10 protein-coding genes and 1 riboswitch are annotated in these 11,802 nt (G+C 65.7%); of the genes, 4 read left to right on the top strand and 6 right to left on the bottom strand.

Features of this window, described 5'->3' with window-relative positions; all coding sequences use genetic code 11:
• Positions 1–126 precede the first annotated feature (126 nt).
• Together NMB41_RS08930 and NMB41_RS08925 are read left to right on the top strand one after the other, a co-directional pair.
• Positions 127–531 carry a DUF4124 domain-containing protein gene (locus tag NMB41_RS08930; protein ID WP_494382111.1) on the top strand — a complete coding sequence of 135 codons (405 nt, stop codon included), beginning with the start codon at positions 127–129 and terminating at the stop codon, positions 529–531.
• A 100-nt stretch (positions 532–631) separates the two neighbouring features.
• Entirely contained in the window at positions 632–1,822 is a 1,191-nt protein-coding gene (locus NMB41_RS08925) for an IS110 family RNA-guided transposase (protein WP_494378481.1), read from the top strand.
• 467 nt (positions 1,823–2,289) lie between these two features.
• Here the strand turns inward: NMB41_RS08925 and NMB41_RS08920 are convergent, their stop codons facing one another.
• The 4 genes from NMB41_RS08920 to NMB41_RS08905 all read right to left on the bottom strand — a co-directional run bounded on the left by NMB41_RS08920 (position 2,290) and on the right by NMB41_RS08905 (position 8,114).
• Positions 2,290–5,160, bottom strand: coding sequence for a putative bifunctional diguanylate cyclase/phosphodiesterase (locus NMB41_RS08920; RefSeq protein WP_494382110.1), 2,871 nt, complete (start codon positions 5,158–5,160; stop codon positions 2,290–2,292).
• 168 nt (positions 5,161–5,328) lie between these two features.
• The gene (locus tag NMB41_RS08915; protein WP_494382109.1) at positions 5,329–6,084 is read right to left on the bottom strand and encodes an N-acyl amino acid synthase FeeM domain-containing protein; all 756 of its coding nucleotides are present in this window, start codon (positions 6,082–6,084) and stop codon (positions 5,329–5,331) included.
• Positions 6,085–6,242: 158 nt separating this feature from the next.
• Complete coding sequence (locus tag NMB41_RS08910) at positions 6,243–7,136, bottom strand: PhzF family phenazine biosynthesis protein (protein WP_494382108.1); 894 nt, start codon at positions 7,134–7,136, stop codon at positions 6,243–6,245.
• A gap of 54 nt (positions 7,137–7,190) precedes the next feature.
• Entirely contained in the window at positions 7,191–8,114 is a 924-nt protein-coding gene (locus NMB41_RS08905; protein ID WP_494382107.1) for a pirin family protein, read from the bottom strand.
• A gap of 120 nt (positions 8,115–8,234) precedes the next feature.
• A riboswitch (yybP-ykoY riboswitch) is annotated at positions 8,235–8,417 on the top strand.
• Between the two features lie 8 nt (positions 8,418–8,425).
• Here NMB41_RS08905 and mntP point away from each other — a divergent pair.
• The gene (gene mntP / locus NMB41_RS08900; protein WP_494382106.1) at positions 8,426–8,998 is read left to right on the top strand and encodes a manganese efflux pump MntP; all 573 of its coding nucleotides are present in this window, start codon (positions 8,426–8,428) and stop codon (positions 8,996–8,998) included.
• Positions 8,999–9,023: 25 nt separating this feature from the next.
• Here mntP and NMB41_RS08895 read toward each other — a convergent pair whose 3' ends face one another.
• The gene (locus tag NMB41_RS08895; protein WP_494382105.1) at positions 9,024–9,488 is read right to left on the bottom strand and encodes a VOC family protein; all 465 of its coding nucleotides are present in this window, start codon (positions 9,486–9,488) and stop codon (positions 9,024–9,026) included.
• 109 nt (positions 9,489–9,597) lie between these two features.
• Positions 9,598–10,494 carry a LysR family transcriptional regulator gene (locus tag NMB41_RS08890; RefSeq protein ID WP_494382104.1) on the bottom strand — a complete coding sequence of 299 codons (897 nt, stop codon included), beginning with the start codon at positions 10,492–10,494 and terminating at the stop codon, positions 9,598–9,600.
• A 102-nt stretch (positions 10,495–10,596) separates the two neighbouring features.
• On the opposite strand from NMB41_RS08890, the gene NMB41_RS08885 reads away from it, so the two are divergent.
• On the top strand, positions 10,597–11,799 hold the full coding sequence (locus NMB41_RS08885) for an MFS transporter (RefSeq protein ID WP_494382103.1): 1,203 nt from the start codon (positions 10,597–10,599) through the stop codon (positions 11,797–11,799).
• Positions 11,800–11,802: the final 3 nt, after the last annotated feature.

The raw sequence follows: 11,802 nt of genomic DNA, 5'->3' as shown, positions 1-11,802 counted from the left end.
CTGCAGCGGGCGGATGAGCGAGCTCATCCGTGGTTTTTTTGATAATATTAGTGCTCTGTGTAGCACCGAACATACTGCGGCAGCCTCGGCCGGGACAATGGCTCCATCGTATTGATGGAGGTAGCCATGAAACGCCTGGCCACTCAGCTGACCCTGGTATTTGCGGCCATAGTCGCCGCCCCCGCCGCCCTGGCGGGATCTGAAGTATTGAAATGCGTCGATGGCGCCGGCCATGTGACCCTGACCGACCAGCCCTGCGAAAGCGGCTCGCGCGTTACGCGCCTGAGCAGTGGCTCAGCGCCCGACAGCGAGCCGGCACCGGCCGCAGCGACAAACGAAGCACCCACGGCAGGTGCGCAGCGTTACGAGGCCTCGCCCGCGCTGGTGCGCCAGCATGCCTGGCGCCCGCGCGTGGAAAACCGCGACCGCCCGCTGGCGCGCGACGTGGCCACGCTGAAGGCGGCCCGTGCGCAGTTGCTGCTGATCGATGCCGACCGGCCGCATCGTCAGACGCTCGCAACAATCCAGTAAGCGTTGTTTTTCCCGTAGATCCTATGATGAAAAAAAAGTGAGCCGATTTGCAGATCGAGTCCTAACCTGAGAGTTCGAAACGCAGATTTAGGAGAACGACATGCAACCGGCTCACACTCAGGATATTACGCTCACCCACCAGACGCTGACAGCCTCGCTCGAACTTGCGTGCAAGAACTGGAAAGTGGCGTTGCAGGACGATGCGCACGAGCGGCCCTCAGTGCACAACACGAAGCAGGCAAGCGCCTCTAACCGGTTAGCCGAATTGATTGGGCTAATCGAAGCAGAACGAGGGAAATGGGGCTTGCCCCCAGACTGTCGCGTCGTGGTGTTGTATGAGGCAGGCCAGGACGGGTTCTGGATTTGCCGGGCCTTGCAGAAACATGGATACGAAGTCGTGGTCGCCGATCCAGCGAGCATTCCCGTGGAACGCCACGCCCGGCGCGCCAAGACCGACCGACTCGACGCGTTGCGCCTGCTGTCGTGCCTGCGCGGCTGGCTGCGCGGCGAGCGTGACCGGCTGCGGGCAGTATCGGTGCCGGCGGCTGAGGACGAAGCGACGCGTCACCTCGTACGCGACCGCGGCCAGTTGCAAAAGGAAATCACGCAGCACCGGGACCGCATCACGAAGTTGCTGCGTACCGTCGGCTGCTGGATGGAAGTCGGACCGAAGTTTGCCGAACAGCTCGGACGCAACGAAATCATCTGCCATGACGGCGTTGCGCTGCCGCAGTGCCTGCGACAGCGCCTGATGAGGGAATGCGATCGGCTGGCGCTGGTGACCCAGCAATTTCACGAACTGGAAGCCCAGTTGCCCCGGCTGTTACCCCCCGCTGCGGCGTCCTCGGCCGCCACGCTGCAGAAGCTGCGCGGTGTCGGCCCGGTCGGCGCGCAGCGCCTGGTCCTCGAACTGTTCTGGCGCCAGTTCGACAATGCCCGCCAGGTCGGCAGTTGCGTGGGACTGGTACCTCAACCGTACGACAGCGGGCAACGCCGGGTCGACCAGGGCATCAGCAAGCAGGGCAATCGCCGGGTGCGCGCCTTGCTCGTCGAGATGGCCTGGATGTGGCTGCGCCACCAGCCCGACAGTGCGCTGGCCCAGTGGTTCAAGCGACGAACCAACAGCGGCACCGACGCCCCTTCGGCGGGCAAGCGTGGCCGGCGGGTCTGCATCGTGGCTGTGGCCCGACGATTGGCCATTGCCCTCTGGCGTTACCTGAAGGACGGCGTGATGCCCGACGGCGCTGAGCTCAAACCAAGGACTGGCAAGATAATCGAAGCGGCAGTATGACGAGCAGGAAGTTTTGCAGTGTGAAGCTTGCAAGCCCGTGGCCCACCCTGGCTGTCAACCAACAGCCGACGCTAGTAGATGGGGCTTGCCTTAACGAGGTCACCTGAGCGCAACGCGCATGCAGGATTCAGTTGGACAAACAGCCCAACGGATAGAAGGTGGTGAGACGCCAATGTCTCACGGACAGATGACCAAGAGCTTTACGACAGCAGCATCAACCAGATAGCTACCAGGAGAGGCAAGATCGCACACGCTCCTTGACAGTCTTCATAGAAGGGTGGGCCGAGCCGCGAAAGGCACTCCGTGCCCACGCCAACGCCTGCATCACGTTGGCTACGGCAAGCGTTGGGGAAACATCATTTTACGCAGCGCCGAATGGGAAACGACGCACGCTGCGCCCGGCAAACACAGCGGCGCGTTCCGCGTGGGCACAGAGTACCCACCCTACCAAAGCACCACCGCCAGCCTCAGTGAAACTTCATCATTCCGCGTAAATCCAGCGCCGCCCCCAGCCCGAGGTTGGGCAGCATCTCCAGCAATTCCGGATCGGAGATGAAGCTCGCCGACGAGGCGGCGCTGAGCATGCGCTCCGGCGGCAGCGAGCGCGTCACGGCCCAGCCCTGCACGTAGTCGACGCCGATCCCGGCCAGGGTCTGCACCGTGGCCGCGTCTTCCGCCCATTCGGCGATCGTCTTCATGCCGAGATTCCCGGCCAGGCTGACGATCGCTTCGACGATCGCCACGTTGGCGGGATGGGCGTTGATGTTGACGATGAAGTTGCCGTCGATTTTCAGCACGTCGGCCGGCAATTCCTTCAGGTAGGAGAAGGAGGTGTAGCCGGCGCCGAAGTCGTCGAGCGCCACCTTCACGCCGAAATTGCGCACCTGGTCGATGAAGCGGCGCGTGTTATCGAGGTCGTGCAAGGCCACGCTCTCGGTAATTTCCATGCACAGGCGCGGCGCTACGTGCACGTGGCGGCCCAGGATCTCCAGGGTGTCGGCGACGAAGCGTTCGTCGTTGAGCGAAGCCCCCGACAAATTCATGCACACGAAACGGGTGTTCGGCAGGCGTCCCACGTTCTCCGCGATCCAGCCCAGGGTGGTGGAAAGGACCCAGCGGTCGATGGCGCCTGCGCGCCCGCATTTTTCAGCAGCGCCGATCAGGGGGCCGGCCGGCATCACGCGTCCGTCGGGCCCGCGCATGCGCAGCAGGACTTCGAAGTTGAGCGAATCGTGCGGGTTCTTCAGCGACATGATCGGCTGCATCTCGACGAACAGGCCCTCGGTCGCGTTCGGGCCCTGCAGCTTGGCGACCAGGTTCAGCTCGGCCTCGCGCTCGTGGAAGGCCGCCGCATTGCGCTCGTAGACTACCAGGCCGTCGCTGGCCTCCTTCGCTTCGCGGCAGGCGCGGTCGGCCGCGGAGATGGCGTCGCGCATCGGCATGCCGTTCGAGACTTCGATCAGGCCGACCGAGCCGCGCACGTGGAAGGCCTTGTCGCCGACCCGGTAAGGCGTGCCGCCGATGCGCTCGACGATGCCGCGGCAAATGAGCGAAGCCAGCGGAATGGCGGTATCGGGCATCACGATCACGAATTCGTCGCCGCCGACGCGCCCGATCTGCTGGCCGCCGGCCAGCATCATGGCCATGCGCTCGCAGACCTGCTTGAGCACCTCGTCGCCGGCGCTGTGGCCGAACAGATCGTTGATCAGCTTGAAGCGGTCGAGGTCGATGTAGGCGATCGCCATCGGCTTGCCGCTGGCAAGCGAGGCCGCCGCGCCTTCGAACGTCTTCTCGATGCCGCGCCGGTTGAAGACGCGCGTCAGCGGATCGTTGTTGGCCATGAACTGCAGCTGCTCGGTGGCCTTGGTCTTTTCGGTGATGTCTTCGAGGACGCCTTCGATGCGGCCATGGGCCAGCGTCGCGCGCACCAGGAAGCGGCGCCCGCCTTGGCGGCTGGCGATGTCCATCTCGACCGCGGTCTGCTGGTGCACCTGTTCGCGCAGGTGGAACCAGGATGCGTCGTCAAAAAACTGCTGCCAGAGCGTGCGGCTTGGCGCGGGCAGCTCGCATTCGAGCATGCGGCACAGGGCCGGATTGGCCGACAGGAAGGCGCCCTGCAGGTCGAGCGTAAACAGGCCCACCGGCATGGCCTCGTAGGCGTGTTCAAGTTCTGCCTGCACCGCAATGCGCTTCTGGGTTTCCAGGCGCATCTGCTCGGCTACGGCCAGCGCCGCCAGCAGGCTCGAGGCCAGTGCCGCCGTCACGCTGTTGACCACGCCCAGCATCTCGCGCATGCCCAGCGCGGCCGAGAGCACCTCGGCCAGGGTCGACAGGAAGGTGACGACGAAGGAAGCGGCAAACCACATCGCCACCCGCGCCTGGCTGTTGCGCATCACGCCAAACAGGCCGAGCGTCATCATCGCCAGGCCCGGACCGACCAGCAGCCACATCACCGGCAGGTAGATCCCGTAAGGCAGGAAGATTCCCATCGGCAGCAGGCACAGGCATAGCGCCTGCGCCACGCGCAGCGGCCCGGCCAGCCGGGTGCGCGCCAGTTCCGCGCCGAACAGTTCCCGGTACAGGGTCATGGTGGCGATGGCGTACAGGGCGGTCGTGACGGCGCGGCTCGGCGCCAGCCAGTCCTGGGGCAGGGTCTGGCCCAGCCACTGGATGTCCCAGCCGGCCGAGATGGCGCCGATGCGCAGGTTCAGGATCAGCCAGACGGCAAACTGCAGGTAGAGCAGCTGGCGGTTGATGAGGGCGGTAATCAGGATGAAGAGGCTGAGCACGATCATGCCGCCGTCGAGCAGGCCCGACTTGCGGTGGAACTGCTGGATCGACAGCGTCATTTCGTCCGCCGGCCATTGCACGGCGCTCACCCGCGCCGGTCCCGTGAAGCGGGCGCGGCATAGCACTTCGGCCGGCATCATTTTCGGCTGCAGCACGAAGCCGGCCTTGGCCAGCGCAAGCGCACCGCTGGCGTTCTCGTGCGATGCGCTGCCCAGCGACTGCAGGGTGGCGCCATTCCAGCAGGCGATGTCGACCGCGTGGCGCGAGGGGAATTCGACCACCTGGCGACCATCGCCCTGGCTATGGGTATGGAGCGTGAACCAGAGCGGCTCTTCGGTGAGATGCGTGTCGTAGCGCTCGACGCCCGGCACGTTTGCCAGCTGGCGCAGGGCGGTGGCCGGCGTCAGCGCCCTGCCCTCTTCCGCGACCACGCGTAGCGGCAAGATGACGTCGTCGTTGGCGACGTAATGGCTGTTCCAGGAAACCAGCGCCAGCACCGAGACCAGCGCCACCCCGAGCGGCACCAGGTACAGGGACAACAGCCGCATCGCTGCCGTCAGCAGCCGGTCGAACGACGCTGGAGGCGGTACTGGGTCTGGCGAAGGCGAATCGGGCATAGGCTGGTCGGGTCAGGCTGGCAAACGCCAGCCCGCTGCCAGCGCGTGTTACCCCTGAAGGATACAAGCTGCTGCAGATGCTGTCATGCAATATTTGCCTTAGCAGCTAGCCATCTGTGCAATTTCGGCCAACATCGGCGAACGGGCGCCGGCCGGCGTGGCCACAAGGCGACGCGGCGCCACGCCGACGTCGATGTCCGGATGGTGAGTATGGCGGAAGAATTTCAGCATCGGGTGGTTCGCCGCCTGCCAGCGCGCCTCGCCGGTGGCGATCTCGAAGGCCATCACGCGGTGTGGAATGTTGCCCGTATGAACCAGCGGCACCATTTCCTTTTCGCCGAACACGTCGCTGAACATCAGCTGTTCGTACTGGCGGTCGATCGGGGCGCGGCCGGCGATGACGGCGTATTCGATGCCGGTCTTTTCAAAGTAGTCGAAGAAGGCCTTGACCAGCGCGACCTTGACGACGTGGCCGATGCGCCCTTCGGTGACGCCGAGGCGCTCGACTTCGCCCAGGCTGCGTCCCTGCAGCCAGTGCGGCAGCACCACCGATTCTTCGATATGCAGCGGATGGTGCACATTGGTGCGGATGCGCGCCGTGCCCAGGGCCGTGCCGTCGAGCTTCGATTCGGCCAGCAAGACTACCGTGTCCTCGTCGTAGTCGCAGGCTTCCGGCAGGGCCAGCGAGCGCGCGAAGTCCGGCACGTGGCGGGCATAGGCCGCATGGCGCAGCGCCACGGCTTTCTTCAGGCTGTCCTCGGTCTCGACCCGGCGGATCGTGAACGGCAGGCGCTCGGTCGACATGGCTGGACGCGCTAAGGTGGCGGAGAGAGTGGCGGGGGTGCGCATATCCATGACGGAATTCCTTGATTGATAGTTGGCCAACGACTTCTGTGTTGATAATTATCAATCTTTAGAAACTTTTCTAAACGTCAATAAAAGATGCTTTTTTCCCTTTATTCAACGCTCACTGAACGCCCGTTCTAATTCATGCTATTCGGATAATTCCGCTTTCAAATAATGCGCGCAGTCCCCGAAACGCGGATCGAGCCGCCCTGCTCCACCCCGATCCCGGCATGCAGGCGCGAGCGCATGCCCATGTCTTCGCCCTGCACGATGTCGATCGCGCCGCCATGCGGCCAGCCGATGTCGCGCAGGTAGCCGGCGAGCGCGGCCGTGCCGGCGCCCGTGGCCGGGTCTTCGTAGACGCCGCCCGAGGCGAAGGGATTGCGCGTGTGGAGCAGCGTATCGGTTTGCGCAAACACCAGCACCACGGTGACGATGTCCAGTTCGCGCATGAAATGGCGGCCGGCGTCGAGATCGTAGCGCATGGCCGCCAGCAGGGCGCGGCTGCGCAGGGCGAGCACCAGATGGTCCGCCCCGCCATGGGCCAGGGCCGGCGGAATGTGCGGATCGAGATCTTCCTTCTGGTAGCCGAACAGCGCCAGCGCCCGGGCCACGACCTCGCCTGGCGCCGGGGCGCTGCGGGTGGGCGGCGACTGCAGCGCGGCCGAGGTGAGCACGCTGCCGTCCGCGCCGGTGCCGCGCCGGCCCTCGACGGTGATCGCAGCACTATTGAGTACCAGCGGATAGACGCCGTCGCCATGGCTGGCCGCGAGCGCAGCGCCGAGCGCGATGGTGGCATGGCCGCAGAAGGGCACTTCCGACTCGGGCGAAAAATAGCGTACGCGCCAGCCCTCGCCCAGCGGTGCGGCGAAGGCAGTTTCCGAATAGCCGATCTCGTGGGCGATGCGCTGCATCTCGGCTTCAAGCGGCAAGGCGGCGCCGATCCACACCCCGGCCGGATTACCGCCCTGGGTGCCGTCGGAAAAGGCGGCGATGCGCTGGACGTCGGCGGCGTTCGCGGTCAAGTGGTGGGGCTGGGACACGGCGCGCTCCTGGAACATGGAAGAGCGCCGATGTTAGCGTGTACCCAACAATTTTGCTGACGTGACCTTGGTTTATGGATAACGCACTGGTTTGCCCTGCGGCTCCGGCAGCGGGATGAATTCGGTCTCGCCCGGCACCTGGGGAAAGGCGCCGGCCTGCCAGTCGCGTTTGGCCTGCTCGATGCGCTCTTCGGAACTGGCAACGAAATTCCAGGACAGGAAACGCGGCCCATCCATCGGCTCGCCGCCCAGCAGCATGATGCGCGTCGGTCCCGGTCCGGGCGCCCCCAGCATCACTTCCGCCCCAGGCTTGATGACCGCCAGCTGGCCGGCGTCGAAGACGCCGTCGCGGCCGAGGTCGAGCCTGCCTTCGACGATATAGATGGCCTGCTCCGGGTATTCCGGCGGCATCGCGATGCGCGCGCCGGGCTGGAGCTTGACGTCGACGTAGAACATGTCGGACAAGGTCGCCACCGGCGCGCGCCGGCCCCAGAAGCTGCCGGCCACGACGCGTGCCTCGACGCCCTCGCCTTCGATCACCGGCAGCGCGCCGGCGTCGAGGTGGGCAAAGGCCGGATCGGTTTCCTCGTGTTTCGTGGGCAGCGCAACCCAGCACTGCAGGCCGAACAGGTTCGAGCGGCCCTGGCGCAGCACGCTGTCGGTGCGCTCGGAGTGGACGATGCCGCTTCCGGCCGTCATCCAGTTCACCTCGCCGGGGCGGATCGCCTGCACGCTGCCGACACTGTCGCGGTGCAGGATTTCGCCATCGAACAAATAGGTGACGGTGGCCAGGCAGACGTGCGGATGCGGACGCACGTCGAGCCCGCGCCCAGCGTCGAACACGTGCGGGCCCATCTGGTCGAGAAACACAAACGGGCCGACCATGCGCCGCTGGCGGCTGGGCAAGGCGCGCCGCACCTTGAAACCGTCGCCCAGGTCGTGGGTGGGCGGGACGATGACGATGTCGATTGCGCCGATGTTGTCGTGGCTGTCCAAACTATTCTCCTTGCAGGGGTTCGGGCCCAGTCTACGTGGCCGGCAGGTCTTGTGCAAATGGCTACTGTGTGCGGGCGCCACAGCCAATGGCTGAGTTTTTCGATGCGCTGGAGTACAATATCGCCATCCATTGGGGAGTAGCCTGCTTCGCTGTCAGCGAAGTTCCCGTATCAACATACTCGGCGCCAGCAGCGCGCCGTGGTACGGGCAGCCGGTCGATCGACCGTCCGGTTGGCAAGACCACTGGCATGCCAGCGCGCGAGTTCGGGCCGCGCGGGCTTGCCTTTGCGTTTGCCCGACGGAAAGCCCCCATGAATTTCGCCGCCACCGCCTCGCTCGCCCTCGCCATGTCCACCGACGCCTTCGCCGCCGCCGTCGGCAAGGGTGCGGCCCTGCAGCGGCCGCAGCTGCGCGAGGCGCTGCGCACCGGCCTCATCTTCGGCGTGATCGAAGGCCTCACTCCCCTGCTCGGCTGGGCGCTGGGCAACGCCGCCGCACCTTACGTGCAGGCCTGGGACCACTGGATTGCTTTCGTGCTGCTGGGCGCGCTCGGCCTGCGCATGATCCACGAAGGCTGGGGCGAACCCGAGCTCGACGAGGAAAAGCCGAACAGCCATTCCTTCCTGCGCCTGGCCGTGACCGGCATGGCGACCAGCATCGACGCCCTGATCGTGGGCGCAGGCCTGGCCTTCATCGACGCCAACATTTTCATTACCGCCGCCGCGATCGGCTGCGCTACCTTCATCATGGTCACGCTCGGCGTGATGCTGGGCCGCGGCCTGGGCGCGCTGGTGGGCAAGCGCGCCGAGATCGTCGGCGGCGTGGTGCTGATCGTGATCGGTAGTTTGATTTTGTACGATCACCTGCAGGTGGCGGCGCTTTGAGCAGCCACCTTGTTGCGCTGAACGCTTACGCGCACTCGCGCTTCATCGCCTCTTCCATCTCCTCGGGCGACACATCCTTGATGTGGGTCGCCATCGACCAGATGTGCCCGTAGGGATCGACGATCTGGCCGTAGCGGTCGCCCCAGAACATGTCGGCCAGTTCCATGCGCACGGTGGCGCCGGCGGCTGTTGCGCTGGCCCAGATCTCGTCGACGTTCGGCACCGACAGGTGGATCGTGACGGGCGAACCTTTCAGGGTCAGGGGGCCGAAGGAACCGTAGTCCGGGAATTCGTCGGCCAGGAACAGGGGCGAGTCGCCGATGCGCAGCATGGCGTGGCCGACCTTACCGTCCGGCATGGGCGAGCGCATGATTTCGATGGCGCCGAAAGCCTTCTTGTAGAACTCGATCGCCTCGTGGCAGTTGGCGCAGACGAGATGCGGGGTAACGGTGTGCATGCCCTCTTCGACCGGCTTGACCTCTGAACTCATGACGTGTTCCTTTCAGGATAATTAATATTGTTGTTGGTGCTGCTTTATGAGCGTAGCGCCTGGCAGAAGTTCGCGCAACGAATGCTTGTGCTGCGCTGCGCCAAGCGCCTCACGCGTCGAGCACGGCCCCCAATTCGCGCGCCAGAAAATCCACCAATGCCGCCACCCGCGGCGCCAGGCCGCCCTGCTTGTAGAACACGGCCCACACCGGCTGCGACCACGGCAGCGCTGCCTCTGCCAGCACCGGCACCAACCTTCCTGCGGCGAGGTCGTCGCGCGTAAGAAAGTCCGACAACGAGGCAATCCCCGCACCGGCCAGCGCCAGGTGGCGCACCGTTTCGCCGTTCGAGGCGGTCACGCTGGGGGCGATCGTATAGCCCTCGGCCCCGCCATCCGCCAGCGGCCAGGTGTTGAGCGTGGCCGGCGCCGCAAAGCCGAGCAGGCGGTGGTGTGCCAGCGCGGGCACATCAAGCGGCATGCCATGGCGTTCGAGATAGGCGGGTGCAGCCAGCACCCGGAGGCGGCTGGCGCCCAGCCTGCGCGCGTTCAGGGTCGAGTCCGGCAGGCTGCCGATGCGAATTGCCAGGTCGGCGCGTTCCTCGATCAGGTCGACGACGGTTTCGCCGCTCTTCAGCTCCAGCTGCACCAGCGGATAGGCGTCGAGAAAAGCCGGCACCAGCGGCGCCAGCAGGTGGCCGAGCGCGGGCGTGGCCGCATTCACGCGCACCAGGCCCGCGGGCTGAGAGCGGCGCGCGGCGGCTTCGGCTTCGGTGTTGGCGAGCGCCGCCAGCAGGGTACGGGCGCGCTCGAGCAGCCAGGCGCCTTCGTCGGTCAGCTGCAGGCTCCGCGTGGTGCGGTGCAGGAGGGTCAGGCCGAGATGCTTTTCCAGGCGCGCAATGGTGCGCGAGACACCCGAAGGCGTCTGTCCGAGGCGTGCGGCGGCGCCGGAAAACGAGCCGGCATCCATGACGGCGGAGAATGCAATCAAGGCCTCTACATCGATCATTCGTGACTCCCAGTCAAAAGTCTATTGTACGGCAAGGGATTTTTCGCAACACGCATATGGCCCAGACTGCATGCCTGTTCATCCCTTGCCCCAGGAGTCACCATGCCACTTGCCCTCTGGGCGCTCACCTTGAGCGCCTTTGCCATCGGTACCACCGAATTCGTCATCGTCGGGCTCATTCCCGACGTCGCCGCCAGCCTCGGCGTTTCCGTTCCCTCCGCTGGCCTCCTGGTGAGCGTGTACGCGCTCGGCGTGGCCATCGGCGCGCCTCTGCTCACAGCCCTCACCGCCCATGTGCCGCGCAAGAAACTGCTGATCGCGCTGATGCTGCTGTTCACGCTCGGCAACCTGGTCGCCTCGATCGCCCCCGGCTACGCCGCCCTGATGGCCGCGCGCGTGCTCACCGGTCTCGCCCACGGCGTGTTCTTCTCGATCGGTTCGACCATTGCGACCAGCCTGGTGCCGAAAGAAAAGGCCGCCAGCGCGATCGCCCTGATGTTCACCGGCCTGACGGTGGCCCTCGTCACCGGTGTGCCGCTCGGTACCTGGATCGGCCAGCAATTCGGCTGGCAGTCGACCTTCCTGGCGGTGGCCGCGCTCGGCATCGTCGCCATGATCGGCAGCGCGCTCCTGGTGCCGAAAGCCATCGGCGGCGCCAAGCCGGCCAGCCTCGCCAAGCAGTTCGCCGTGCTGAAGCAGCCGCGCCTCTTGCTGGTGTATGCGATCACGACGCTCGGCTATGGCGGCTCCTTCATCGCCTTTACTTATCTTGCCCCGATCCTGCAGGACGTGGCCGGCTTTGCCCCAAGCAGCGTGGGTCTCGTGATGCTGGTGTATGGCGTCTCGGTCGCGGCCGGGAATATCTGGGGCGGCCGCCTGGCCGACAAGAAGGGCCCGATCCGCGCCCTGCAGATCGTGTTCGCGCTGCTGGCCGCCGTGCTGGCCATCCTGACCTTCACCGCGCCGCATCCGGTGCTGGTTGTCGCCACCGTGCTGGCCTGGGGCGCGGTCGCCTTCGGCAATGTGCCGGCCCTGCAGCTGTATGTCGTGCAGCGCGCTGAACGCGACGTGCCGCAAGCGGTCGACATGGCCTCGGGAATGAACATCGCCGCCTTCAACCTCGGCATCGCGCTGGGCGCCTGGGGCGGTGGCCTGATCCTGGAACACCTCGGCCTGATGGCGACGCCGCCGATCGGCGCCCTGATCCTCGTCGGCGCGCTGGCCCTGACCACGCTGGCCGGCCGGCTGGACAAGCGCGAGGCGCTGGCGCGGCCCGCCCCAATCAAAGAAGCAGAACTCGTTTAATTA

It is taken from the genome of Massilia sp. FBCC-B171 (assembly GCF_059134155.1).
This window is presented reverse-complemented; position numbering and strand designations above follow the sequence as displayed.

Bases quoted from the DNA above. Each gene is read 5' to 3' on its own strand.
- NMB41_RS08895 (WP_494382105.1), bottom strand. From the start codon at position 9,488: ATGAGTTCAGAGGTCAAGCCGGTCGAAGAGGGCATGCACACCGTTACC.
- NMB41_RS08885 (WP_494382103.1), top strand. From the start codon at position 10,597: ATGCCACTTGCCCTCTGGGCGCTCACCTTGAGCGCCTTTGCCATCGGT.
- mntP (WP_494382106.1), top strand. From the start codon at position 8,426: ATGAATTTCGCCGCCACCGCCTCGCTCGCCCTCGCCATGTCCACCGAC.
- NMB41_RS08910 (WP_494382108.1), bottom strand. From the start codon at position 7,136: ATGTTCCAGGAGCGCGCCGTGTCCCAGCCCCACCACTTGACCGCGAAC.
- NMB41_RS08920 (WP_494382110.1), bottom strand. From the start codon at position 5,160: ATGCGGCTGTTGTCCCTGTACCTGGTGCCGCTCGGGGTGGCGCTGGTC.
- NMB41_RS08930 (WP_494382111.1), top strand. From the start codon at position 127: ATGAAACGCCTGGCCACTCAGCTGACCCTGGTATTTGCGGCCATAGTC.
- NMB41_RS08925 (WP_494378481.1), top strand. From the start codon at position 632: ATGCAACCGGCTCACACTCAGGATATTACGCTCACCCACCAGACGCTG.
- NMB41_RS08915 (WP_494382109.1), bottom strand. From the start codon at position 6,084: ATGGATATGCGCACCCCCGCCACTCTCTCCGCCACCTTAGCGCGTCCA.
- NMB41_RS08890 (WP_494382104.1), bottom strand. From the start codon at position 10,494: ATGATCGATGTAGAGGCCTTGATTGCATTCTCCGCCGTCATGGATGCC.